Origin of the sequence: Cellulomonas sp. SLBN-39 (genome assembly GCF_006715865.1) — a bacterium.
In the GTDB taxonomy this organism is placed as follows: Bacteria; Actinomycetota; Actinomycetes; order Actinomycetales; family Cellulomonadaceae; genus Cellulomonas.
This window is the reverse complement of record NZ_VFOA01000001.1, coordinates 2,294,134-2,318,833: the sequence shown is the minus strand read 5'-3', so window position 1 is coordinate 2,318,833 and position 24,700 is coordinate 2,294,134. Positions and strand designations below refer to the sequence as shown.

Below are 24,700 nucleotides of genomic sequence, written 5' to 3'. Positions count from 1 at the left end.
CGAGGGGTGGGCGGGCGGTTCAGCGGCCGGCCCGCAGCGCGTGCCTGGTCCTGCGGTCCGCGAGCCGCGTCGCGACCACGGCGCGCACGGTGCGCCCGAGCCCGACGAGGGTCCGCCCGTTGACGGCCGTGAGCAGCGCGTCCACGACCTCGGCGCTGACCACGCCGTTCGTCATCTTCGCCAGCGCCCGGAACGGCATGTGGTAGATGAACAGCACGTTGAGGTCGGGCGTGCCGCGGCGGTCCGCGCGGCGGCGGACCGCGACGAGCGCCCGGTGCACGAGGCGCGCGAGCGGGGAGCGTGCGGACCCCATCTGCCCGAGGGTGTCGTTCACGTCGAGCAGCGGACCGGCCGCGGCGCGCGGCACCGGGCGGCCGAGCAGCGCCTCGAACTCCGCGTCGGGCACGCTGCCGACGTGCCCGACCCGGTACGACGGCAGGGCGTCGCACGCGGCCCGGTCGGGCTCGACGGTCCCGGCGACGTCGAGCGCGCCGGTGAGGCGCACGTCGCGCACGCTCGCCCCGACGAGCACGTCGTAGGTCGCGGTCTCGACCTGCCACGTGCCGGTGACCACGTCGTGGTGGCGCAGCGCCGTCGGGTCCACCGGGACGGTCACCGTCCGCCGCTCCCCGGGGGCGAGCTCGACGCGGGCCCAGCCGGCGAGCACGCGGGCGGGGCGCAGCACGCCGTCCCCGCGCCGCCCGACGTACACCTGCGCCACCTCGGCGCCGTGACGCTCACCGGTGTTCGTGAGCGTGAACGTCACCTCGCGGTCACCGACGGTCAGGTCGGCGTAGGCGAACGACGTGTAGGTCAGCCCGTGCCCGAAGCAGAAGGCCACCGGCACGCCCGCGGTCTCGTAGTAGCGGTACCCGACGAACGGCCCCTCGCGGTACTCCACGGTGCGGCCCGTGCCGGGGAACGTCGCGGCCGTCGGGGTGTCCTCGAGGCGCACGGGGGACGACTCGGCGAGCCGGCCCGCGGGCTCGACGCACCCGGTGAGCACGTCCAGCACACCGCTGGCACCCGCCTGCCCCCCGAGGTACGCGTGCACCAGGGCGCGGCAGTCCTCCACCCACGGCGTCTCCACGACGCCGCCGGCCGCGAGCACCACCACCACGCGGGGGTTGACCGCGGCGACGGCGCGCAGCACCCGCACCTGCGCGTCGGCGAGCCGCAGGTGCGCCCGGTCGGCGCCCTCGGACTCGGCGCTCTCGGCCAGCCCGAGGTGCACGAGCACGACGTCCGCGCCCCGGGCGACCTCGACGGCCTCGCGCACGAGCGCGTCGTCGGGGGTGCCGTCGCGGCGGAACCCGGCGGCGTACCCCGTCATCACCAGACCGCTGGCGTCGACGACGTCGAGCACGGTCTCCAGGCGCGTCGGGTTCACCTGCGAGGAGCCGGCGCCCTGGTAGCGGGGCGTGCGGGCGAAGTCGCCGACCACCGCGACGCGCGTGCCCGCCGCGAGGGGCAGCAGGTCGTCCTCGTTGCGCAGCAGGACGGCGCTGCGGGCGGCGACCTCGCGGGCCAGGGCGTGGTGGGCGTCGTGGTCGACGACCGGTCGCGGGGCGCGCTCGCGCAGCGCGACGGCCAGCACCTCGGCCGCCCGCGCGTCGAGGTCCGCCTCGTCGAGCTCGCCGTCGGCGACGGCCGCGACGAGGCGGCGCACGACGTGCAGGCCGGGCGCGGGCATCTCGAGGGTGCCGCCGGCCCGGACCGCGGCGACCGAGTCGTCCGCACCGCCCCAGTCGCTGACGACCAGCCCGTCGAAGCCCCACTCCTCGCGGAGCAGCTCGGTCAGCAGGTGCGCGTTCTGGTGCGCGTAGGTGCCGTTGACGCGGTTGTAGCTGGACATGATCGCGCCGGGCCGGCCCTCGCGGACCGTGATCTCGAAGGCCGTCAGGTACAGCTCGCGCAGGGTGCGCTCGTCGACGACGGAGTCCGACGCCATGCGGCGCAGCTCCTGGCTGTTGGCCGCGAGGTGCTTGGGGCAGGCCAGCACGCCCGCCTCCTGGATGCCCCGCACGTACGCCGCCGCGAGTCGCCCCGACAGCAGGGGGTCCTCGGAGAAGTACTCGAAGGCGCGCCCGCACAGGGGGCTGCGCTTGATGTTCAGACCCGGGCCGAGCAGCACGTCGACGCCCAGCGCGGCGGCCTCGACGCCCAGCGCCCGCCCGACGCGCTCGGCGAGCGCCGGGTCCCAGCTGTTCGCGACGGTCGCCGCGGTCGGGAAGCACGTCGACGGCTCCGAGCCGTGCAGGCCCAGGTGGTCCGACGCGCCGACCTGCTTGCGCACGCCGTGCGGCCCGTCCGCGAGGTACACCGACGGGACGCCCAGGCGCGGCACGGCCCGCGTCTCCCACACGTTCTCGCCGCTCAGCAGCGCGGCCTTCTCCAGCACGGTGAGCCGGTCGAGGACGGTTCGGGGGTCGCTCATGTCGTCAGCCTTCGGGTCGGGGCGGGAACGGGCGGGTCGGGGACCGCGGCGCCGGCCGGACGGTGTCCGGCCGGCGCCGCGGAGGGAGCGTCAGGCCTGCGCCGGCTGCTCCGGGGCGTCCGGCACGTCCGGTGCCCCCGCCGCACCGTGCCGCCGCACGCGGCGCACGACCCGGAAGGCGCCGAACGCCAGCAGCAGCCCCAGCAGCACCGTGGCCGCGACCTGCACGTACCGCCACACCGGCGGGGTGTAGTGGATCTCGGCCCCGGACGCGACGCCGTTCATCGCGTTCGAGCCCGCCACCGTGAACAGGATGTTGTGGGTGGCCTCGCGGATGTTCGTCACCGCGGCGGCGCTCGTCGTGTCGGCGAGCTGCTTGGTCGGCTGGAACGTCAGCATGAGGTCGGACCCGGCCGCGATCCCCTGGTCGGGCGACATGTACCCGTACAGGTTGAAGTCGGTGATGACCACGCCGCGGAAGCCCCACTCGTCGCGCAGGACGTCGGACATCAGCGCCGTCGACCCGCCGGCCCACGTCGAGCCGATCCGGTTGAACGAGCTCATCACCGCCGTGGCGCCGGTCTCGCGGGTGGCGAGGGTGCCCTCGTCGTCCGCGACGTACGTCATCTCGGCCGACGCGTCCTTCAGCGCGATCTCGAACGGCTTGAGGTAGATCTCCCGGATCGTCTGCTCGTCCGCCCAGGTGGCCACGCCGTGGTTGACGCGGTTGGTCTCCTGGTCGTTCATCGCGAAGTGCTTGACGTAGGCGTACACGCCCTTGCTCGCCGCCCCGGAGACGACCTGCGCCGCGAGGTCGCCCGACAGGAGCCCGTCCTCCGAGTAGTACTCGAAGTTGCGGCCCGCGAACGGGGAGCGGTGCAGGTTCACGGCGGGCGCGTACCAGCCGTTGGCGTCGAGGGTCAGCGCCTCGTTGCCGATGGACACGCCCATCGCGTACGCCAGCTCGGTGCTCCACGTCTGCCCGACGAGGTACTGCGAGGGGTAGGCCACGCCGGAGATGGCGTCGTTGATGAACGAGCTGAACCCGGCCGGGCCGTCGTAGTCGCCGGTGGCCTGCTTGGCGATCGAGTTGATCGCACCGGTGTTGTAGGCGCCGTTGAGGATGACGTTCGTCATCTCGTCGACCGTCAGCTGGTCGAGGAGGGCGTCCCACTGCGGGTCGTCGTGGTCCAGGCCGCGCATGTCGACCAGGCCCAGCCCGTTGTCCGCGCCGGTGGTCGGCATCTCGACGTCGGCGGCGGCGTTCACCGCGGCCGCGTCGTACTCGCCGAACGCCGCGACGGTCTCGTCGGAGGCGACCAGGTCGGCCTCCGTGGGCGCCGTCGGGAAGGTGCCCGCGAAGTCCGCGCGGGACATCGTGCGCGCCTGCCCGTCCTGCGGGTCGTCGACGAACGCCGCCGACACGTCGTCGAACCGGTTGGTGACCTCGGTGGCGTCGGACGCTCGGTGGTCCTCGCCGGCGTACGTGACGGTCTCGTCGACCGTGTACGTGATCGCCTCGGTGCCCGCCTTGACGGTGTGCGAGTCGCTGCGCACCGTCAGGTCGTAGTCGCCCTCCTCGAGCACGTACGCCGCGGCGTCCTCGTGGTCGTACGACGCCATCTCCTCGACCGCGAGCCCGAGGGTGACGGTCTGCGACTCCCCCGGCCCGATCAGGTCGGTCTTGGCGAAGTCGCCCAGCACCACGGAGGACTTCTCGATGCCGCCCGGGGTGTACGGCGCGGAGTAGTACAGCTCGACGACGTCCTTACCGGCGACGTCACCGGTGTTGGTGACCTCGACGTCGACGACGACCTGCCCGTCGACGTCGCCGAGCTCCGTGCCGGTGACCTCCCAGTCGAACGTCGTGTAGCTCAGGCCGAACCCGAACGGGTAGACGACGGCCTCGTCGTAGTCGAGGAAGCCCTCGGCCGCGGCGGTCTCGTAGTAGCGGTACCCGACGTAGACGCCCTCCTCGTACTGGACGAAGTAGGCGCCACCGTCGACGCCCAGCGACGCGTCGGTGCCGAGGTCGGCGATGTTGGAGTACTGGAAGGACCCGAAGTTCACGAACGTCGGGTCCGCGGTGAAGTCCCGGGCGAACACGTCGACCGTGCGGCCCGAGGGGTTGACCTCGCCGGTGAGCACGGCGCCGAGGGCGTTGAAGCCGCTCTGGCCGGGCGAGCCGACCTGGAGCACCGCGTCGACGCCCGGGTCGTCCTGCACCAGGCCCAGCTCCATGCTGGTGGACGCGTTGACCACCACGACGACGGTGTCGAACTGCTCGGTCGCGAGCGCGAGAAGCTCGCGCTCGTCGACGTTCGGCTCGAGCTGGTGCTGACCGGGCTCGTAGTTCTCGTCGGAGCCCTCCATGTCGCGCGCCAGGTCGCCGCCCTCGCCGCCGCCGCGGCCGAGGACGACCACCGCGGCGTCGGCGTAGTCGCCGAACGACGCGACCGCCTCGTCGGAGTACTCGTCGACCGGCATCTCGCCGACCTCGTAGCTCGACTCCGCGGGCTTGTCCATGACGATGTTCGCCCGGGGCGCGTCCTGCGCGAACGCGGCGAGCTCGTCGTAGACGGTCGCGTTGACCTCGACGCCCGCGTTCTCCAGGCCGCCGCGGATGTCGACCGCCGTGGACGTGTCGACCGAGCCGGAGCCCGCGCCGCCGTACACGGGGTCGGCCGCGCCGCGCCCCAGGAGCGTCACGCGGGGCGCGTCGCCGAGCGGCAGCGCCGCGTCGGTGTTCTTCAGCAGGACGACGCCCTCGGCCGCGATCTGCTCGACGAGCTCGGCGGCCGCGGCCTCCGCGTCGTCGGCCGTCGCGAAGTCCGCCGTGCTGAACTGCGTGTCCCACCCCGCGGTGGACTCGTCGTTGACGAGGTCGTACGTCCCGGTGCCGAGCTGTGACGACACCCAGTTGCTGTAGACGCCGAGCGCGACGTTCGCCGCGACGACCAGCACGAGGGCGAGCGACAGCACGGGTACCCAGATCCCCAGGTACCGCCTGTTCGACATCGGCGTCTTTGCCGCCTTGCTGCTCACGGTTCTCCTTCGACGATGAGGTGCGCGCCGTGGCACCCGCCCCCGACGGTCGCCCGCGACCGGGTCCGGCACGTCCGCCGAGTCAACCGGCGGCCCCCGTGCGGGCCCCGTCCGGATGCACAACCTGTCGTCGTGGACGCACAACCTGTCGTCCCGACGGTCCGGCTCACCGGGTGGCGGTCGCCGGCGCGCCCGGTCGCCCGGCACCGGCGGGCGTCGGGCGCGGGAGCAGGATGCGCAGGGTGAACCAGCCGTCGGCGGCGTGCGTCGTCACCGACCCGTCGTACTTCTCCGCGGTGTGCGCGATGCTCTTCAGGCCCCAGCCGTGGCGGGCACGGTCGGCCTTGGTGGTGGCGAACCGGCCCTGCTCGACGCGCCGGTGGCCGTGGTACCGGTTCTCGACGACGACCATGACGAGGTCGCCCTGCGCGAACAGCGCCAGCCGCACGAGCCGCTCGTCCGCGGCGGGCACGGCACCGGCCGCCTCGACGGCGTTGTCGAGCGCGTTGCCGAGCACCGAGCAGATGTCGACCACGGAGACGAAGTCGAGCAGCGAGCCGTCGGCCACGCAGGTGAGCTCGACGCCCCGCTCGACGGCCATCGCCTTCTTCGTCGTCAGCACCACGTCGAGCACCTGGTTGCCGGTGCGCACGTACGTGCCGTGCCCGCGGATCGCGTGCTCGATCTCGTCCAGGTGGGCCTGCCGGCGGGCCGGGTCGTCCTCGGCCCGCACCACCGCGATCTGGTGCTTGAGGTCGTGGTAGGTGCGCTGCACCGCCTCGATGGACCGCTTGGACTGCAGGTACTGCTCGTGCTGCGCGCGCAGCACGCCGTCGACGGCCTGGACCTCGGCCCGCGCGTGCGCCTCCAGGCGCTGCCCCTGCTGGGCGTGCAGCGCCACGAGCCCGCACAGGTCCACGAGCGTGCGGATGTAGAACACCTCGGGCCCGAGCCGGCCCGTGAACGGTGTCGACGTGCCGAGGAACGAGAGGTTGCTCATGAAGAACGTCGCCAGCGCGATCGCGGCGGCCTGCGCGATCTCCCGCGGGCCGACGTCCGCGAGCGTGCCCCACGGGAACGTGCGCCGCTCCAGCGCCCACGCGAGCGCGAACCCGGCGCCGTACAGCAGCACGACGAGGCCCACCTGGGCGGGCGTGGTGGGCAGCACGCTGCCCGGGAAGAAGAAGCAGTGCAGCTGCCAGTGCAACGAGGCCACCAGCTCGGCGAGCACGAGCGCCCGGGCCGTCAGGTACCCCGCGGCGCGCAGCGGCAGCCGCCCGGCCCGCCAGGTGAGCGCGAGCATCACCGCGACGGCGGACGCCATCCCGACCGCCCACAGCGGCAGGGGCAGCCGCCCGGCGACGACCTGCACCGCGACGAGCGCCCCCAGCCCGCCGAGGCACACGGCCACGAGCCGCGCCCACGGCGCCCGGCACCCGACGGCCGCGAGGTACACCACGCACGCCGACCACTCCGCGACCGCCGTGAGGACCCTGGGGATGTCGGGCAGCGTCTCGGCGCCGGTCACGCGGGCCCCGGCGCGTCGCCGCCGACGCGCCCGCCCAGGTGGTCGGTGAGCGCGGCGAGGAACGCCTTCTTGCGGGGCCGGCTCACCACCAGCTCGTGCCCGCCGGTGAGCAGGCACGAGCTCTGCCGCACCGCCTGCACGTGCCGGAGGTTGACCAGGTAGCAGGAGTTGGACCGGAAGAAGCCCTTGCCCGCCAGGTCGGCCTCCATGTTCTTCAGCGCGCCGACCAGCGGGTACCTCCCGTCCAGGGTGTGCACGACGAGCCGGTGCTTGACGCTCTCGACGTACACGACCTGCGCGACGTCGACCCGGACGACCTCGCCCTGCGTGGTCAGGGTGAGGTGGTCGACGGCCGCGCGGGCCCGCACGCGCCCGACCGAGCGGCGCAGCTGCTGGGAGAACGCGAAGTACGGCACGGGCTTGAGCAGGTAGCTCAGCGCCTCGACCTCGTACCCGCGGATCGCGTCCTGCGCCATGTTGGTGATGAACACGATGACGACGTCGCGGTCGACGGCGCGGATGCGCCCGGCGGCGGTGAACCCGTCGAGCCCGGGCATCTCGACGTCGAGCAGGAGCACGTCGACGTCGCCGCGGTAGGCGTCGACGAGCGCGGCGCCGTCGGACCACGTGGTGACGTGGAACGTCTCGCCGTGCTCGTCCGCGTACCTGTCGAGGTGCCTGCGCAGCAGCTCCACGCTGCCCGCGTCGTCCTCCGCGATGCCGACTCGGATCACACCGGTCCCCCGCCGACGACCCGGGGCCGCCGATCTCGTCCTGACCGCCAGGCGCGCCCCCGCCGCCCGCTTGCCCGTCGAGGATAACGGGCGCTGCGGGGCCTTCCCGGACCAGCGCGGGGTGAGACCGGTCAGGTCAGGGCGACGGCGAGCAGGAGCATCGTCACCAGGAAGCCCGTGACGAGGTTGAGCCAGAGGAAGGTGCGCCAGCCGGCGTTGGCGGACTCGCAGGTGGCGTCCGTGACCGCGCGGAAGCGCCAGGTGCTCCAGGCGTAGGTCAGCGGGAGCACCGCGGCGAGCGTCCCGGGCCACGGCAGCGCCAGGAGCAGACCGGCCGCGACGACGTACCCGGCGGTGGCGGCGAGCACGGTCGGGCGTGCGCCGAGGACGGTCGCGACGGACGCGATGCCGCCCGCGCGGTCCGCGCGCACGTCCTGCACGGCGCCGAACGCGTGCGAGGCCATCCCCCACAGGGTGAACGCCGCCAGCACCGGCCACGTCGTGACGGCCGCGAGGTCGGCGTCCGCGAGCACGAGCGCGTACAGCAGCGGGCCGACGAAGTGCGTCGCGGACGTGAACGAGTCCAGCACCGGCCGCTCCTTGAAGCGCAGCACCGGGGCGGAGTAGGCGACGACCATGAAGACCACGAACGCCAGCACGAGCCCGGCGGCCGGGGACCCGACGGCCAGCAGCCACACGACGAACGGCACGGTCGACACGACGCAGGACCACAGGATGCGCCGGTGCACGGCCCGCGCGCGCGAGGGGTCGACCAGGCCGCCCTCGATCCCGCCCTTGCGGGGGTTGCGCAGGTCGGAGGCGTAGTCGAAGACGTCGTTCACGCCGTACATCAGCAGGTTGTACGGCACGAGGAAGAACAGCGTGCCGACCACGAACGTCGCGTCGACCCGCCCCCCGGTCGCGAGCAGCCAGCCCGCCGCGAACGGGTAGGCCGTGTTGACCCACGAGAACGGCCGCGACGCGGCCAGGACCTCACGCACCGGCGACCTCCGACCCGCGCCGGGGGTCCCGGCGGGACGTGAGGAGCAGGGCACCCGGGCAGGCGGACCCGCTCACGCGGTCCGGGCCTGCTCGGCGGCCGCCTGCGACCACGTGCCGCGCGGGCGCGCGGCGGCGAGGAACCCGGGCCGCAGGGGCGACGGCAGCGGGCGGGCGGACGTCTCCCCGAGGAGCTTCTTGACCACCAGCTCGGCGCCGATGAGGCACATCGGCAGCCCGACGCCGGGCACCGTGCCGCCGCCGACGTGCAGCAGGTTCGGCACGTGCCGCGACGCCACGCCGGGGCGCCACAGGGCGCTCTGCCGCAGGGTGTGCTCCATCCCCAGCGCGGTCCCCCGCCAGGCGGACATGTCCCGGGCGAGGTCGGCGGGGCCGACCACCTTGCGCACCACGACCCGCGAGCGCAGGTCCGGCACGCCGGCCCAGGAGCCGATCTGGTCGAGGTAGCGGTCGGCGTGCGCGTCGAGCTCGCCGGGGCGCGTGCCGATCGCGGGGTCGGCGGGGAACGGCACGAGCACGAAGAGGTTCTCGTGCCCGGGGGGTGCGGCGTCGGCGTCGGTCGCGGTGGTGCGCGAGACGTACAGCGAGGCGGCGTCGGGCACGCGCAGCGCGCTGGCACGGTCGGCGCGCCCGGAGCCGAGGATCGCCTCGAAGTTGCCGGGCCAGTCGCGCGTGAAGAACAGCGAGTGGTGGGCGAGCTCGGGCAGCGCGCCCTTGACGCCTGCCATGACGAGCAGCGCGGAGATGCCCGGGCCCTTGTCGTCCCAGCGCTCGGCGGGCAGGTCCGCGTGCGCGGGGTCGAGCAGCGCCGTCTCGGTGTGGTGGCGGTCGGCGCCGGAGACGACGACGTCGGCGGGCAGGAAGGTGCCGTCGGCGAGGCGCACGCCGCGGGCCCGGCCGGTGCGGCGCGGGTGGCGCAGCCCCGGGGCGGCGTCGTCGACCTCGATCGCGGCGACGTCGGCGCCGGTGCGCACGTCGACGCCCTCCTCGGCGGCGACCTTCGCGAGGGCCTCGATGACGGTGTACATGCCGCCGCGGGGGTAGTAGACGCCCTCGCCGAGGTCGAGGTGGCTCATGAGCGTGTAGAGCGCGGGCACCCGGTAGGGCGACGAGCCGAGGAACACCGCGTGGTAGCCGAGGGCCTGCCGCAGCACGGGGTGGGTGACGGTCTGCTCGATGCGCTGCGCGAGGGTCGTGGTGAGCAGCTGCGCGAGGGTGCCGGCGCGGCGGACGACGTCGGCGGAGAGCGCGCGGTCGGGGCGGTCGAAGGTCGTGTAGAGGAAGTGGTCGAGGGCGATGCGGTAGGCGTCGCCGGCCTCCTCCACGTACCGGGTGATCGCGTCGCCGGCGCCCGGCTCGATGGCGTCGAACGTGGCGGCGTTGGCCGCGGGGTCGGCGACGACGTCGAAGGGGTCGAGGTGCGGCACGGCGCCGGGCTCGGGGAAGAGCCGGTAGGCGGGGTCGAGCCGCACGAGGTCGACGTGGTCGGCGATGCGCCGCCCGAGCAGGGCGAACGCGTGCTCGAAGACCTCGGGCATGAAGTACCACGACGGCCCGGTGTCGAACCGGAACCCCTCGTGCTCCCACAGGCCGGCCCGCCCGCCGAGCGCGTCGTGGCGCTCGAGCAGCGTGACCTGGGCTCCGCCGCGGGCCAGCAGCGCGGCGGTGGTGATCCCGCCGATGCCGCCGCCGACGACCACCACGCGCAGGGGCGCGCTCATGCCTGCCTCCTCCGGGACGTGACGCGTCCCACGACGGGTCGGGCTGCGGCGACCGCCTGGCGCCCGAGTGTTCTGACGACGACGCCGCCGACGACGACGGCCTTGACCGGTCCGGGCACGCGCACGCGCTGCGTGGCGAGCCGGTCGGCGGGGGTGCGGGCGAGGTCGGCGAGCAGCCGCGCGTACAGCGCCAGCGTCGCCTCGACGGCGCAGCGCGCCCGCGGCGGCAGGTCGGGCAGCGCGGCGCGCGCGAGCGCCAGGTCCTGCTCGACCTCGGCGAGCACGGTGCGCACGTCGGCGTCGTCGAGGGTGCCGGCCTCGACGCCGGGGAAGTAGCTGCGTCCGAGCTCGCCGCCGTCGGCGCCGAGGTCGCGCAGGAAGTTGATCTTCTGGAAGGCCGCCCCGAGGGCCCGGGCGCCCGTGACGGTCGACGCGGGCGGCTCGACGACCGGGTCGCCGGGCCGGCGGTCGGCGTTGAGGAACACCCGCAGGCACATGACGCCGACGACCTCGGCGGACCCGTACACGTACCGCTCGTAGGAGGCGCGGTCGTGCTCCTGGACGGTGAGGTCGGCGCGCATGGACGCGAAGAACGGGTCGATCTCGGCCGGCCCGATGCCGGTGCGCCGGGCGGCGCGCGCGAAGGCGTGCACGACGACGTTCGTGGAGTAGCCGGTGACGAGCGCGCGGGCGACCTGCGCCTCGAGCTCGTCGAGCTGCTCGCCGGCGTCGGGCCCGCGGTAGGTGTCGACGACCTCGTCGGCGAGCCGGACGAGGGCGTACACCGACTCGATGTCGTGCCGCGCGGGCCCGCCGAGCAGCCGGGTGCCGAGCCCGAAGGAGGTGGAGTAGGCGCGCAGCACCACCCCGCTGGCGCGTACCGCGGTCGCGTCGTACAGGCGCGCCGCGCGTCTGGTCTCGTCCTGCATCGCCGTCACCGTGCGCTTCGCCCTCGTCCCACGTCGTGCCCGACCCGGTGGTGCCCACCGGTCCTCGCCCCGTCCCGGTCCACGTCGGTGGCCCCGGCCCTGCGCGTGCCGTCAGTGCCCACGGCCCACCAGGTCGTCGACGACGCCGGCCAGGTACCCCGCGAGGGGCCCGGGCAGGGTCGTGGTGGCGAGCGTACGCGCGACGTGCGCGGTCCGGCGGGTCAGCGCCCGCACCTCGTCGAGGGCACCGCTGTCGACGAGCACGGCGCGGACCTCGCGGGCCCCGTCCTCGTCGAGGTCGGGCCGCCCGACGTGCCGCTGGAGGACGGTCTGCCCGGCGGCGTCGGCACGGGCGAGCCCGAGGCGCAGGAGCTCGGTGCGCTTGCCCGCGCGCAGGTCGGACAGCACGGACTTGCCGGTGGCCTGCGGGTCGCCGAAGACGCCGAGGTCGTCGTCGGTGAGCTGGTACGAGAGCCCGAGGGCCGTGCCGATGAGGGCGAGGGCGGTGCGCAGCTCGGGGCGCGCGCCGGCGAGCACGGCGCCGCACTCGAGCGGGATGCGGAAGGAGTAGGCGGCGGTCTTGAGCTCGGCGACGAGCAGGGGGTCGACGTCGGCGGGCGGCAGGAGCTCGGCGGTGACGTCGAGGAGCTCGCCCGCGACGGTCGTCTCGATGCCGGCGGCGAGCATGGAGACGAGCTCGACGCGGGTCGCGGCGGGTGCGGTGGACGCGGTGATCAGGCGGAACGACTCGGCGATCGCGGCGTCCCCGGCCAGGACCGCGGCCGCGGCGACCTGGTCGTCGAGCGCACGGCCGCGGACGCCGCCGGCGGCGCGGCGGGCGCGGGTGGCACCGGCCACGTTGGGCCGGCCGCGGCGGACCTCGTCGTGGTCGAGCAGGTCGTCGTGCACGAGCATCGCGGTGTGCAGGACCTCCTGCGCGGCCGCGACCGGGGCGACGGCGTCGACGTCGGCGCCGCCGAGCCCGAGGTACGCGGTGACGGTGAGCCGCGGGCGCATGAGCTTGCCCCCGACGATCGCGGCGGTGTCGGCCCAGAGGTCGCCGTGCACGGGCGAGACGACGCCGGCGCGGGCGACCCGCTCGGCGACGGCCGCGTGCAGCACGCGCTCGACGTGGCCCATGGTCGCCTCGACGCGGTGGGCGAGGGCCGCGACGTCGTGCAGGTCGTCGGGGGTCCCGCCGTGCAGCGCCGCGGGACGCCCGGGCGCGGTGCGGTCGGGGGGCAGGTCGAGGACGTGCCCGCCGCTCTCGCCGGGGTGCGCTCCGGCGGAGGTGCGCAGGTCACGACCGTGGGGGCTCTCGCCCGCGCCCTGTGCCATGCCGTCTCCCGCCGTCGCCGAGGTCCCGGCGGCCCGCCGAGGAATGCTCAGCATACTGAGCGTCGGTCGCCGCGCCACCGGTGGCCCGCCACCACGATGTTCGAGTTTGTGCATTCATGTGCGAACGCGTGCGATCCGCGCTACGCTGGCCCCATGACATGGTTGGTGACAGGCGGAGCGGGATACATCGGGGCGCACGTGGTGCGCGCGTTCGGCGAGGTGGGCCTGCCCACCGTCGTGCTGGACGACCTGTCGAGCGGGCACGAGCAGTTCGTGCCCGAGGGCGTGCCGCTCGTGCGCGCGTCCGTGGTCGACACCGCCGCGGTCCGCGCGGCGCTCGCCGAGCACCGGGTGACGGGCGTCGTGCACCTGGCCGGGTTCAAGTACGCGGGCGTCTCCGTCCAGCGGCCCCTGCACACCTACGAGCAGAACGTGACGGGCACGGCGCACCTGCTCGAGGCCATGGCCGCCGAGGGCGTCGAGCAGATCGTCTTCTCCTCGTCGGCGGCGGTCTACGGCACGCCCGACGTGGACACCGTCACCGAGCAGACGGCGACCTCGCCCGAGTCGCCGTACGGCGAGTCCAAGCTCATCGGCGAGTGGCTGCTGCGGGACCAGGGCCGCGCGACCGGGCTGCGGCACACGTCGCTGCGGTACTTCAACGTCGTCGGCTCGGGCGCGCCCGACCTCTACGACTCCAGCCCGCACAACCTCTTCCCCCTGGTGCTCGACGCCCTGACCTCGGGCCGCACGCCGCGCATCAACGGCACGGACTACGCGACGCCCGACGGCACGTGCGTGCGCGACTACGTGCACGTCGCCGACCTGGCCACGTCGCACGTCGCCGCCGCGCAGGCCCTGGCGTCCGGCACCGCGCTGGACCCGGTCTACAACCTCGGCTCCGGCGACGGGCTGTCCGTCCGGCAGATCATGACGACCGTCGCGCAGGTCACCGGCATCGACTTCGAGCCCGAGACCGCCGACCGGCGCCCCGGCGACCCCGCCCGGATCGTCGCCTCCGGCGAGGCGGCCGCGCGCGACCTCGACTGGCGGATGCGGCACACCGCGGAGCAGATGGTCGCGAGCGCGTGGGACGCCCACCGCCGCGCGCACGGCACGCCCGCCTGACCTCTCGTCGGGCACCCGCCGCGCCCGTCGCCCGGAACCCGGGCGGCGGGCGCGGCGTCGTCAACGACCGGCCGGCTCCAGGGCCTGCAGGCGCGGGAGGTGGGTGACGAAGCGCTCCAGCTCGCGCTCGGAGCCCGCGTACACGCCGTGCTCGCGCGGCCAGTGCAGCACGACGTCGTCGAAGCCGAGCGTCGCGGCACGCTCGACGACCTCGACCGCGTGGTCGGCCGACACGAGCGAGAACCTCGGGGCGCCGTCGACGCTGAGGTACCGCCGGACCGGCGCCGCCCCCGCCGGGCGGGTCGCCAGCGCAGCCTCGAACGCCCCCACGAGGTCGGCGAGGCCCGCCCACCACTGCTCCTGCGCGGCGTCGAGGGCCCGGCCCGCTGCCGGTCCGTCGGCGCCGTCGAGCGCGTCGGCCAGGGAGGGCCCGTAGGTCGCCCACCCCTGCCCGTGGCGCGCGGCGAGCGCGAGGGCGCGGGGCCCGTTGGCGGCGACCACGAACGGCGTGCGCGGCCGGGCGATCGTGCCCGGGAGCATGCGGGCGCCGTGCGCCTCGTAGAACTCCCCCACGTGCTCGGTCACCGGCTGGGTCAGCAGCCGGTCGAGCACCTCGAGGAACTCCGCGAACCGCCGCGTCCGCTCGCCCCGGGTGGGGGGTGCGCCGAGGACGCCGGCGTCCCAGCCCTCGCCACCGGCGCCGACGCCCAGCAGGAACCGGCCGCCGGACACGTCGTCGAGCCCCATGACGTCCTTGGCGAACGGGACCGGGTGCCGGTAGTTCGGCGACGCGACCCAGGTGCCCAGGCCGATCCGCTCGGTGACCGCGGCGGCGGCGGCGAGCAGCGGCACGGTCGCGAACCAGGGCTCGTCCGCCAGCGAGCGCCACGCGAGGTGGTCGTAGGTCCAGGCGTGGTCGACGCCCCACTCCTCCGCCTGCCGCCAGCGCCGGCGCTGGTCGGCCCAGCGCTCCTGCGGCAGCAGCACGATCCCGATGCGCACCATCCCCGCAGGCTAGCGGCACAGGGCCCGTCGCAGGCCGTCCCGTGCAGGACCGCCCGTCACCCTGACCGGTCGACCAAGTCATCGGAGGGCGTGACAGGCGGCACACGATCGGGCTACGGTCCCCGGATGGACCTGGAGGTCCGCCACCTGCGGACGGTCGTCGCTGTCGCGACGCACGGCAGCGTCACGAAGGCCGCTGCCGCGCTGGGCCTCGCCCAGCCGGCCCTGAGCGCCCAGCTCGCCCGGATCGAACGCGCCCTCGGCGGGCCGGTGTTCGTCCGTGAGCCCCGCGGCGTGCGGCCCACGCCACTGGGCCGGCTCGTCCTCGACCGCGCGGCGACGCTGCTGCCCGCCATCGACGCGCTGCACCACGACGCCCGCCGGACGGCCACCTCGGGGGCCGACACCCGCGAGCTGCGCCTCGCCGTGGTGGGCACCGCGCTCGTGGCCGGGGTGGCGCGCGTGCTCCACGACGACGACCGGCGCGTCGCCCTGCGCTCGCGCTGGTGCGCGCAGGACGGCGCCGACGACGTCGTGGGCGGTGCCGCCGACGCGCTCGTCGCCGGGATGTGCGCCGACGCCCTCCCGCCGGTGGCGCCCGGCGTGCAGTGGCAGCGCGTGGGGACCGACCCGCTGCACGCGCTGGTCGCCGCGGGCCGGCCGGTCGCGCCGGACGGCACGGTCGACCTGGCGGAGCTCGCCGACGCGGACTGGGTCGCGCACCCGGCCGACGACTGCGGGGCCCGGTGCTTCGCGGCCGCGTGCGCCCGGGCGGGGTTCACGCCGCGCAGCAGGGGCGAGTGCGAGCCGTCCGTGGCGCTCGACCTGGTCCGGGCCGGCCTCGCCGTCGCGCTGGGCCCGGCCGCGGCGGCCCACGGGCGCGGCGTGCGCGCGCTGCGGATCGAGGGCGACCCGGTGCGCCGCGCCACGTGGGTGGCGTGGCACGCGTCGACGCCGCCGGACGTGCGCGAGGCCGTCCTGCACGCGACCCGCGAGGCGCGCCGCCGCCCCGAGGTCGGTACGCCTCGGGCGGTATGACCTAAGCGTTATCTGTGAAGTTACTGTGGTCACCCTCTACTTTGACGGCTGTCGGGAGACACCCGGACGAGATCGACGGAGAGGCTGACCATGTCGACCCACCGCACTCACGCACCAGCACGGACCTCACGCCTGCGCCGCACCGCCGCGGTCGGCGCCGCGGTCTGCGCGCTCCTGCTCGCCCCCCTCGCCGGAGGGGCCAGCGCCGCGGGCGGCACCGCCGCCGCCAGCGGGCTGCCGGAGCAGGTCCTCGACGCGCTCGAGCGCGACCTCGGCGTCCCGCGCGCCGAGGCCGCCCAGCGCCTGACGTTCCAGGCGAACGCCGCCACCCGGGCACGCTCCCTCGAGCGCACGCTCGGCGACTCGTTCGCCGGCTCGTGGGTGGACCCGGAGGCCGGCACGCTGCACGTGGCCACCACCGAGCCCGCCCTCGTGCGCGGCCCGGCCGCCCAGGGCACGACCGCGGTCAAGGTGACCCGCACGCTCGACCAGCTCGAGGGCTGGACCGCCGACATCGCGGCCGAGGCCGTGCCGACGACGATCGCGTCGTCCTACGTCGACGTGACCACCAACACGGTCGTCGTCGAGGCCGTCGGGTCCAGCACGGCCGCCGCGGAGGCGCTCGTCGAGGCGGCGGGGGTGCCCGCCTCGGCCGTCACGTACACCACCACCACGGAGGCGCCGCGCACGTTCATCGACGTCGTCGGGGGCAACGCGTACTACATCGGCGGCTCCCGCTGCTCGGTCGGCTTCGCTGTCCAGGGCGGGTTCGTCACCGCCGGCCACTGCGGCCGCACCGGTGCCACGACGTCCTCGCCCACGGGCACGTTCCGCGGCTCGTCCTTCCCCGGCAACGACTACGCCTACGTCCAGGTCGCGTCGGGCAACGCGCTCATCGGCGCGGTGAACAACTACTCGGGCGGCCGCGTCGCGGTGCTCGGCTCCCAGCAGGCGTCCGTGGGGGCGTACGTCTGCCGGTCGGGCAGCACGACCGGCTGGCGCTGCGGGACGGTCCAGGCCTACAACTCGACGGTGAACTACGCGCAGGGCACCGTCACGGGCCTCATCCGCACCACGGTCTGCGCCGAGCCGGGCGACTCGGGCGGCTCGCTGATCGCCGGCAACCAGGCGCAGGGCGTGACCTCGGGCGGATCGGGCAACTGCCGCACCGGCGGGACGACCTACTTCCAGCCGGTCAACGAGATCCTCTCGGCCTACGGGCTGACGCTCGTGCGCGGCTGACACCGGGCGCGACGGTGCGGACCGGGGCACGGCCCCGGTCCGCACCGTCATGCCCGAGCAGCACCGCTCCCGCCGTCACGACCAGCCGAGGTCGTGCAGCCGGTCGTCGTCGATGCCGAAGTGGTGGGCGATCTCGTGGACCACGGTGATCGTGACCTCCTCGACGACCTCGTCCCGCTCCTCGCACAGCGCCAGGGTGGGGTTGCGGAACACGAAGATGCGGTCGGGCAGCGAGCCCGCGGCCCAGGCCTCGCCACGCTCCGTCAGCGGGGTCCCCTCGTACAGCCCCAGCAGGTCCGGCTCGTCCGGGGGCGGCTCGTCCTCCACGAGCACCACGACGTTGTCCATCATCGCGGCGAGCTCCTCCGGCACCTCGTCGAGGGCGTCGCGCACCGCGTCCTCGAACTCCTCGCGCGTCATCTCGACCACCACCCCATCCTGCCCCGCCCGGGGGCGGCACGCGGCGGGCGACGGACGTCACGCGGACCGGCTTTGGCGATCCGGCCCCGACCCCGTATGCTCATTCCCGGTCCGGCGCCTCGTCGCAGGGGCGGACATCGCCCTCATCGTCTAGCGGCCTAGGACCCCGCCCTTTCACGGCGGTAGCACGGGTTCGAATCCCGTTGGGGGTACGACTTCGTGCGATGCAAGATCTGCTGGAACCTTGTGCGACCATGGTCGCCACGAGGCCCCGTAGCGCAGTTGGTTAGCGCGCCGCCCTGTCACGGCGGAGGTCGCGGGTTCAAGTCCCGTCGGGGTCGCTCGAGAAGCCGGTCGTCAGACCGGCGTTCTCGTCTCCGGGCTCTGTAGCTCAGTTGGTAGAGCGTTCGACTGAAAATCGAAAGGTCACCGGATCGACGCCGGTCGGAGCCACGCCAGACGGCCCCCGCGGACTCGTCCGCGGGGGCCGTCGCCGTCTCCAGCACCGAGCCCAGCGTCTCCAGCACAGAGCCCCGCACCGTCGGAGCCACCGCCTCGGCCCGCCCCGACGAGCAGGTGGCCCTCCGCGCCCGTCGCGTCGCAGGATCACCCGCTCCGCGGCACCCGCACCGCGTCGCACGGGCCCATCGTCCCGCACGCCGGCACGCCCCCGCTCCTACCGTGGAAGGGCAGTCACCCTCCACCGACGAAGGAACGACCGTGACCACGACGACCACGCCGCACCGGCCTGGCACCTGGACCCTCGACACCCTCCCCGCACCCACCACGACGGACCGGCGGCCGGCACCCTGCGTCGACCACGAGCTCTCGGGTGCGACGCACGTGATCATCCCCGTGCCGGCCCCGACGCACCCCGCCGGCGAGCTCGTGCACCCCTGGGTCGACTGACCCCACCTGTCCGGCGACCCGCGCCGCCCAGCGGGACCGGCCGGCGCGCGGCACCCGCCCCGCCTCGCGCCGTGCGCGTCTGACCAGCAGACTGGATGCTCGCAGCACCCGTCGGCGAGGAAGGTCGGTCATGGTCACGCACACCGGATGGTCGAGCGACACGAGCACCGGGGACCCACGGTCCCTGGGCGAGCTCGTCAGCGACCTCAGCGAGCAGGCGTCGCGGCTCGTGCGCGCCGAGATCGACCTGGCGAAGGCCGAGGTGACCGCCAAGGCGCAGCAGGCCGGCATCGGCGCCGGGCTGCTCGCCGGGGCCGGCGTGCTGGCGCTCTACGCGTTCGGGGCCCTGGTCGCCACCGCGATCATCGCCCTGTCCAACGCCGTGGCCCCGTGGCTCGCCGCGCTGCTGGTGACGGTGGCCCTGCTGCTGCTCGCGGGGGCGCTCGCCGCCGTCGGGGTGAACCGGCTCAAGAAGGGCGTCCCGCCGACGCCGGAGCACGCGGTGGAGAACGTCCAGGAGGACGTGGCGGCCGTGAAGAAGGGGTTCGGGGCATGAGCGGGCACGACGGCGCCTCGTCGGACGAGACACGCTTCACGACGCCCCGGATCGCGGCGCTGGAGGCCGAGGTCGCGCTCTCCCGGCAGCAGCTGGCGGCGACGGTCGACGCGCTGTCCACGCGCGTGGACCCGCGCGTGCAGGCCCAGCGCGCGGTCGACGGCGGCCGCCGTCTGGTGCAGGACGCCCGGGACCCGGACGCGCTGCCCGAGGAGCGCGCTCGGGCGCGCACGGTGCTCGCCGTCGCCGGCGGCGTGGCGGCGCTCCTGGCGGTCGGGCTCGTCCGCCGGCTGCGGGGCTGACGCGCCCTCGACGCCCGCGGGCCTCGGTCGCTCGGGCGCGCGCCGAACGGCCCGCTCGGCCTCGCCCGCCGGTGCGACCGGAGAGGCCTCAGGTCAGCCGGGCAGGGAGAACGTCAGAGCCCGCAGGACGACGCAGGCCGCCGGTCCGGCGGGCACGCGCCAGGTGCGCACGTGCCCGTCGGACCGACGGCCTGCGAGGGTTCGCGCGGTCAGCGCTCGTCGGCGCGCTGCTGCGGGACGCCCGTGAGGAGCTCGCGCACCTCGGACTCCCGGTAGCGACGGTGGCCGCCGAGCGTGCGGATCGACGAGAGCTTGCCCGACTTGGCCCAGCGCGTCACGGTCTTCGGGTCGACGCGGAAGAGCGTCGCCACCTCGGACGGTGTGAGCAGGGTCTCGCTGTCGGACGAGTGAGTGACGGACATCAGCTGCCTCCTTCGTGTGCGGCCCGGAACGCTCCACGCCCCCCCGGGTCAGGTCTGCGCCGGCTTGCGACAGTCTGTCGCTGACTAGCATGGACGAATCTCGCACACCGGGCACTCCGGGACACATCTCGGTCACGACGGCGACGTCGTGGTGACGCTCCCAGGGCCCCGGATGCCTTCTCCGTCCGCCTTCTCCTCCAGGGTAGACCCGCCACAAATCCGGACAACACGGACGCGCGTCCGGGTGACGCCGGCCACGCGGGATCGGCCGCACGGGTGAATCGTCACAGTCGTCGAGGGTGTCGTCACACGACCCCCGACACCCGACGGGCGTCGGGGGCGCGTCGAGCCTGGCCGGGTGACCTGCGGGGACGGCGGACGGGGCGACCGGGAGCGGCAGCGCCCGCGCGGACCGGCACGCGGCGACGACCCGTGAGGACTCACATGTGATCTGCATCACACTCAATGTCCGGACAGCCGGTCTCGCCCCTCGGGACGCCCCACGGACCCGCCCGACGGCACCGGCCCCACCACCCGATGAGACGTACGCCGCTCCCCGGTCGGTGGTCGGAATGGATCTTGACCATGTACCGTTGCCCCACGAACAGACTGAACAGCACCCCGGGGCCGCACGTGTGAGCACGGAGCCGCCCCGCTTCCACGTTAGAGGGGGTCGATGCCATGGGGCGCGGCCGTCAGAAGGCTAAGCAGACGAAGGTCGCCCGGGAGCTGAAGTACTTCAGCCCGGACACCAACTACAGGGCCCTCGAGCAGGAGCTCTCGTCGCACAGCCGCAACGATCTCGTCACGGGACGCCGCAGCGCGGTGGACACGGACGACGACCCCGTTGACTGGGAGCGCTGGTCGCCGGGGGACGACGACCGCTGAGCCTCCGGCTCGGCGACCCCAGCGCACCTGAGCGTCACGGCGGCTCCGCCCGTCGGCGCACGTGCTCGCGTCCCCGTGGTGCGACGCCTCCGTACCGGACGGCCGTCCGCACCGCGGGGACGCGTCGCTGTCTGCTGCCGTTCCCCGCGTTCTGACGTCGCGGCATACGGCGCTCCCCCGGGCTGTTCCCGCACGGGTACCGTCTGCCCGCCTCGCGCACCAGGCCCGTCGCCCGGTCCCACCGGCGACGGCGCGGGGGACCGGGTGACGCCGTCAGGACGTGCGGTAGGCGCCGTGCAGGCGCACGGCGCCGCCCTGGACGCCCTTGGTCCCCGCCACGACGTCGGGAGCGGTGAGATCCGCGTCGGCGGCGTCGCGCACGGTGCCGAGCACCCACGCGGGCATCCCCCGGTCGCGCGCGGCCAGCACGAGGTCGTCGACGACGTCCGCCGCGACGACCGCGACCATCCCGACGCCCAGGTTGAGGGTGGCCTCCAGGTCGCCCCACGGCACCTGGCCCAGCTGCTGGACCAGCCCGAACACCGGCGGCAGCTGCCACGAGGCCCGGTCGACGTCGGCCACCAGACCCGCCGGAAGCACGCGCGCGACGTTCGCCGCCAGCCCGCCACCCGTGACGTGGCTGAACGTGTGCACGCCGGTCACCCCGAAGCGCTCCACGAGCGCGAGGCAGTCCGCGGCGTACACGCGGGTCGGCTCGAGCAGCTCCTCGCCCAGGGTCCGGCCCAGCTCGTCGACGTGGCGCTCCAGGGCCCAGCCGGCCTGGCGGACGACCGCGCGCACGAGGGAGTACCCGTTGGAGTGGAGCCCGGACGAGCCGAGCGCCACCAGCACGTCCCCGGCCCGGACCCGCTCCGGCCCGAGCAGCCCGTCGGCCTCGACGACGCCCGTCGCGGCACCGGCCACGTCGTACTCGTCGGGCCCGAGCAGCCCGGGGTGCTCGGCGGTCTCCCCGCCGACCAGGGCCGTGCCGGCGACCGAGCAGGCGGCCGCGATGCCCCGCACGACGTCCGCGATCCGCTCGGGCACGACACGGCCGCAGGCGATGTAGTCGGTCATGAACAGCGGCGTCGCACCGACCACGACGATGTCGTCGACGACCATGCCGACGAGGTCGAAGCCGATGGTGTCGTGCACGTCCATCGCCTGCGCGATCGCGACCTTCGTGCCGACGCCGTCGGTGGAGGTCGCCAGCAGGGGACGGCGGTACGCGGTGAGCGCGCTCGCGTCGAACAGGCCGGCGAAGCCGCCGACCCCGCCGAGCACCTGCGGCCCGTGCGTGGCCCGGACCGCGTCCTTCATCAGCTCGACGGCGCGGTCGCCGGCCTCGGTGTCCACACCGGCGGCGGCGTACGTGACGGGCGCCCCGGCGGGCGTCGCCGCGTTCACGGGTGCTCCAGCGCGCCGGCGCCACCGGTGGCCGCGGCGATGGTCATCAGCCCGTCCTCGGGCGGCCCCAGGGGCAGCTCGTTCTGCTCGAGGAGGTGCTTGCCCAGCCGGTCCGCCGAGGGCAGCTCGATCGGGTACCGCCCGCTGAAGCAGGCCGTGCACAGCTGGCTCGCGGGCTGCTCCGTGGCGGCGACGAGACCCTCCTCCGAGATGTAGCCGAGCGAGTCCGCGCCGAGCGACGACGCGATCTCCGCGACGCCGAGGCCGTTGGCGATGAGCTCGGCGCGCGAGGCGAAGTCGATGCCGTAGAAGCACGGCCACTTCACCGGTGGCGAGCTGATGCGCACGTGCACCTCGGCCGCACCGGCCTCCCGCAGCATCCGGATCAGCGCGCGCTGGGTGTTGCCGCGGACGATCGAGTCGTCGACCACCACGAGGCGCTTGCCGCGGATCACGTCCTTGAGCGGGTTGAGCTTGAGCCGGATGCCGAGCTGGCGCAGCGTCTGCGACGGCTGGATGAACGTGCGGCCGACGTACGCGTTCTTGGTCAGCCCCTGCCCGAACGGGATGCCCGACTTGGCCGCGTACCCGACGGCCGCGGGGGTGCCCGACTCCGGCACGGGGATCACCAGGTCGGCCTCGACGGGGTGCTCGACGGCCAGACGGCGGCCCATCGCGACCCGCGCCGCGTGCACGGAGCGCCCGTTGATCGACGTGTCGGGACGGGCCAGGTAGACGTACTCGAACACGCAGCCCGCACGGTCCACCGGGGCGAACCGCGTCGAGCGCAGCCCGTCCGCGTCGATCGCGAGGAACTCCCCCGGCTCGACCTCGCGGACGAAGGACGCGCCGACGATGTCCAGCGCGGGCGTCTCGGACGCCACGACCCAGCCGCGCTCGAGGCGGCCCAGCACGAGCGGGCGCACACCCTGCGGGTCGCGGGCGGCGTAGAGGGTGTGCTCGTCCATGAACACGAGGCTGAACGCACCGCGCAGCCGGGGCAGGACCTCCAGCGCCGTCGCCTCGAGCGTGTGGTCGGGGTCGCCCGCCAGCAGCGCCGTGACCAGGGCCGTGTCGGTGGTGTTCCCGCGCGCGAGCTCGCCGCGCCGCTGGGCGCCGTACCGCTCCGCGACCAGGTCGACCAGCTCGGCGGAGTTGGTGAGGTTGCCGTTGTGGCCGAGCGCCACCGTGCCGGCCGCCGTGGCACCGAGCGTGGGCTGGGCGTTCTCCCACGTGGAGCCGCCGGTCGTCGAGTACCGGGCGTGCCCGATCGCGATGTGCCCCTGCAGGGCGTTCAGCGCCGTCTCGTCGAAGACCTGGGAGACCAGCCCCATGTCCTTGTACACGAGCAGCTGCTGGCCGTTGGAGGTGGCGATGCCCGCCGACTCCTGACCGCGGTGCTGCAGCGCGTACAGACCGAAGTAGGCGAGCTTGGCGACCTCCTCGCCGGGTGCCCAGACGCCGAAGACTCCGCAGGCGTCCTGCGGGCCTTTCTCGCCGGGAAGAAGGTCGTGGTTGAGACGTCCGTCTGCGCGGGGGGCCACGTGACCATGGTTGCACACGTGCCCCGCGGCACCCGAACCCGTCCCGCGGACGGCGGCGCGTCGGCGGCGGTGCGCGGGACGACGGTCAGCGGGCGCGGCGGCTGCGCCGGTCCGCCAGGAGCGCCACCACGCCGCCCGCGAGCGCGCCGAGGATCGCACCGCCGGTGCCGACCACGGCGCGGACGCCGCCGACGCCGTCGAGCAGCGGCAGCATCCCGCCGCCGACGCCCTCGAGGGCACGGTCGTCGCCGAGCACGGCGACCAGCACGACGGCGACGAGGAGGCCGAGCAGGGCGCCGGTGACCACGAAGGCGCGGTAGCGCGGCGCGCGACGGACCCGCGCCGGCGTGGCCACGCGCAGGAGCTCCTCCTCGGTGGGCACCGGACCGGCGGTCACCTCCGCCCCGGCGGCGGGCTCGGCGGCGGCGCCGGGCTGGTCCGCGACGGCAGGCTGGTCCGCGACGGTGGCGTCGGGGCCGGTGCCGGTCGCCTCGGGGACCTCGGGGGCCGCTGCGGCGGGGTCGCGGTCGTCGGGCACGCCGCGATCCTAGGTCAGGCGCGGGCGCGCGGCCTGCAGCGGGAGCAGGTCCGTCAGGTCGGCCCGCTCCCCCGACGCGTGCACGCGGCCGGTCGCGACGGCGTCGGCCCACGTCTGCGCCCCCGTGGCCAGCGCCAGCCACGTGCCGGGGTCGGTCTCGACGACGTTGGGCGGCGTCCCGCGGGTGTGCCGCGGCCCGGCGACGGCCTGCACGGCGCCGTCGGGCGGGACCCGCACCTCGACGGCGTTGCCCGGCGCGACGTGCGCGAGCTCCTCGAGCGTGAACCGGACGGCGGTGCGACGCACCGCCGTCGGCGCTCCCGCGGGGTCCGCCCGCCAGGCGTGCAGCGCGGCGCGCCCCTCGGCGGGATCGGTACGACGACGCGGTGGCACCCCGACATCCTGCCCCACGGTGGAGGAGAGCACCGGGAAGGGCTGGTCGGCCGGGCAGACGTCCCGCTACGGTGCACGCCATGACCTCGACCTGCACCCGCGTCGCGTGGTGGCGGCTGCTCTGACGCAGCCGTAGGTCACCGACCCCGAGCTGCT

Annotated in this window: 22 protein-coding genes and 3 tRNA genes; 10 read left to right on the top strand and 15 right to left on the bottom strand. The window is 74.9% G+C overall.

Annotated elements, in window-relative coordinates; genetic code table 11:
* Positions 1-19: 19 nt before the first annotated feature.
* The 8 genes from FBY24_RS10715 to FBY24_RS10680 form a co-directional block, all read right to left on the bottom strand.
* Complete coding sequence (locus FBY24_RS10715; RefSeq protein ID WP_142160454.1) at positions 20-2,437, bottom strand: glycoside hydrolase family 3 C-terminal domain-containing protein; 2,418 nt, start codon at positions 2,435-2,437, stop codon at positions 20-22.
* A 90-nt stretch (positions 2,438-2,527) separates the two neighbouring features.
* Entirely contained in the window at positions 2,528-5,482 is a 2,955-nt protein-coding gene (locus tag FBY24_RS10710) for a glycoside hydrolase family 3 N-terminal domain-containing protein (protein WP_255432345.1), read from the bottom strand.
* 166 nt (positions 5,483-5,648) lie between these two features.
* Positions 5,649-7,010, bottom strand: coding sequence for an ATP-binding protein (locus FBY24_RS10705; RefSeq protein WP_142160451.1), 1,362 nt, complete (start codon positions 7,008-7,010; stop codon positions 5,649-5,651).
* Complete coding sequence (locus tag FBY24_RS10700; RefSeq protein ID WP_142160449.1) at positions 7,007-7,744, bottom strand: LytTR family DNA-binding domain-containing protein; 738 nt, start codon at positions 7,742-7,744, stop codon at positions 7,007-7,009. Before FBY24_RS10700 ends, FBY24_RS10705 begins: the two co-directional genes overlap by 4 nt.
* 131 nt (positions 7,745-7,875) lie before the next feature.
* Positions 7,876-8,745 carry a prenyltransferase gene (locus tag FBY24_RS10695; RefSeq protein WP_142160447.1) on the bottom strand — a complete coding sequence of 290 codons (870 nt, stop codon included), beginning with the start codon at positions 8,743-8,745 and terminating at the stop codon, positions 7,876-7,878.
* 72 nt (positions 8,746-8,817) lie between these two features.
* Positions 8,818-10,485 (bottom strand): phytoene desaturase family protein, encoded by a 1,668-nt coding sequence (gene crtI, locus FBY24_RS10690; RefSeq protein WP_142160445.1) that lies wholly within the window; start codon positions 10,483-10,485, stop codon positions 8,818-8,820.
* Entirely contained in the window at positions 10,482-11,414 is a 933-nt protein-coding gene (locus FBY24_RS10685) for a squalene/phytoene synthase family protein (protein ID WP_142160443.1), read from the bottom strand. Before FBY24_RS10685 ends, crtI begins: the two co-directional genes overlap by 4 nt.
* A gap of 111 nt (positions 11,415-11,525) precedes the next feature.
* Entirely contained in the window at positions 11,526-12,752 is a 1,227-nt protein-coding gene (locus tag FBY24_RS10680; protein WP_160158492.1) for a polyprenyl synthetase family protein, read from the bottom strand.
* A gap of 153 nt (positions 12,753-12,905) precedes the next feature.
* Here FBY24_RS10680 and galE point away from each other — a divergent pair, with 153 nt between their 5' ends.
* On the top strand, positions 12,906-13,880 hold the full coding sequence (galE, locus tag FBY24_RS10675) for a UDP-glucose 4-epimerase GalE (protein ID WP_142160439.1): 975 nt from the start codon (positions 12,906-12,908) through the stop codon (positions 13,878-13,880).
* A gap of 60 nt (positions 13,881-13,940) precedes the next feature.
* Here the strand turns inward: galE and FBY24_RS10670 are convergent, their stop codons facing one another.
* On the bottom strand, positions 13,941-14,885 hold the full coding sequence (locus FBY24_RS10670; protein WP_142160437.1) for an LLM class flavin-dependent oxidoreductase: 945 nt from the start codon (positions 14,883-14,885) through the stop codon (positions 13,941-13,943).
* Between the two features lie 126 nt (positions 14,886-15,011).
* Between FBY24_RS10670 and FBY24_RS10665 the strand changes: the two genes are divergently transcribed.
* Both FBY24_RS10665 and FBY24_RS10660 read left to right on the top strand, forming a co-directional pair.
* Positions 15,012-15,923: a LysR family transcriptional regulator gene (locus FBY24_RS10665; RefSeq protein ID WP_142160435.1), complete on the top strand. Its 912-nt coding sequence runs from the start codon at positions 15,012-15,014 to the stop codon at positions 15,921-15,923.
* 90 nt (positions 15,924-16,013) lie between these two features.
* The gene (locus FBY24_RS10660; RefSeq protein WP_142160433.1) at positions 16,014-17,165 is read left to right on the top strand and encodes a S1 family peptidase; all 1,152 of its coding nucleotides are present in this window, start codon (positions 16,014-16,016) and stop codon (positions 17,163-17,165) included.
* Between the two features lie 75 nt (positions 17,166-17,240).
* Here the strand turns inward: FBY24_RS10660 and FBY24_RS10655 are convergent, their stop codons facing one another.
* On the bottom strand, positions 17,241-17,585 hold the full coding sequence (locus FBY24_RS10655; protein ID WP_142163427.1) for a metallopeptidase family protein: 345 nt from the start codon (positions 17,583-17,585) through the stop codon (positions 17,241-17,243).
* 139 nt (positions 17,586-17,724) lie between these two features.
* Between FBY24_RS10655 and FBY24_RS10650 the strand changes: the two genes are divergently transcribed.
* From FBY24_RS10650 to FBY24_RS10625, 6 genes are all read left to right on the top strand, one after another.
* A tRNA-Glu gene (locus tag FBY24_RS10650) sits at positions 17,725-17,797 on the top strand.
* Between the two features lie 55 nt (positions 17,798-17,852).
* Positions 17,853-17,926 (top strand) — tRNA-Asp (locus FBY24_RS10645).
* A gap of 39 nt (positions 17,927-17,965) precedes the next feature.
* Positions 17,966-18,038, top strand: a tRNA-Phe gene (locus tag FBY24_RS10640).
* A 267-nt stretch (positions 18,039-18,305) separates the two neighbouring features.
* Positions 18,306-18,494, top strand: a complete 189-nt coding sequence (locus FBY24_RS10635; RefSeq protein WP_142160431.1) for a hypothetical protein — start codon at positions 18,306-18,308, stop codon at positions 18,492-18,494.
* 130 nt (positions 18,495-18,624) lie between these two features.
* The gene (locus tag FBY24_RS10630) at positions 18,625-19,050 is read left to right on the top strand and encodes a phage holin family protein (protein ID WP_142160429.1); all 426 of its coding nucleotides are present in this window, start codon (positions 18,625-18,627) and stop codon (positions 19,048-19,050) included.
* Positions 19,047-19,352, top strand: a complete 306-nt coding sequence (locus tag FBY24_RS10625; RefSeq protein WP_142160427.1) for a DUF3618 domain-containing protein — start codon at positions 19,047-19,049, stop codon at positions 19,350-19,352. The genes FBY24_RS10630 and FBY24_RS10625 overlap by 4 nt, the downstream gene beginning before the upstream one ends.
* 209 nt (positions 19,353-19,561) lie before the next feature.
* Here FBY24_RS10625 and FBY24_RS10620 read toward each other — a convergent pair whose 3' ends face one another.
* Entirely contained in the window at positions 19,562-19,774 is a 213-nt protein-coding gene (locus FBY24_RS10620) for a BldC family transcriptional regulator (RefSeq protein ID WP_140457572.1), read from the bottom strand.
* Between the two features lie 681 nt (positions 19,775-20,455).
* Here FBY24_RS10620 and FBY24_RS10615 point away from each other — a divergent pair.
* The gene (locus FBY24_RS10615; RefSeq protein ID WP_140457573.1) at positions 20,456-20,662 is read left to right on the top strand and encodes a DUF3073 domain-containing protein; all 207 of its coding nucleotides are present in this window, start codon (positions 20,456-20,458) and stop codon (positions 20,660-20,662) included.
* A gap of 273 nt (positions 20,663-20,935) precedes the next feature.
* On the opposite strand, the gene purM is transcribed toward FBY24_RS10615, so the two are convergent.
* The 4 genes from purM to FBY24_RS10595 all read right to left on the bottom strand — a co-directional run bounded on the left by purM (position 20,936) and on the right by FBY24_RS10595 (position 24,544).
* Positions 20,936-22,069 (bottom strand): phosphoribosylformylglycinamidine cyclo-ligase, encoded by a 1,134-nt coding sequence (purM, locus tag FBY24_RS10610; protein ID WP_142160425.1) that lies wholly within the window; start codon positions 22,067-22,069, stop codon positions 20,936-20,938.
* Complete coding sequence (purF, locus tag FBY24_RS10605; RefSeq protein WP_140457575.1) at positions 22,066-23,613, bottom strand: amidophosphoribosyltransferase; 1,548 nt, start codon at positions 23,611-23,613, stop codon at positions 22,066-22,068. The genes purM and purF overlap by 4 nt, the downstream gene beginning before the upstream one ends.
* An 85-nt stretch (positions 23,614-23,698) precedes the next feature.
* Positions 23,699-24,151, bottom strand: coding sequence for a histidine kinase (locus FBY24_RS10600; RefSeq protein ID WP_255432343.1), 453 nt, complete (start codon positions 24,149-24,151; stop codon positions 23,699-23,701).
* 9 nt (positions 24,152-24,160) lie between these two features.
* Positions 24,161-24,544, bottom strand: a complete 384-nt coding sequence (locus tag FBY24_RS10595; RefSeq protein ID WP_142160423.1) for a sterol carrier family protein — start codon at positions 24,542-24,544, stop codon at positions 24,161-24,163.
* Between the last annotated feature and the right edge of the window lie 156 nt (positions 24,545-24,700).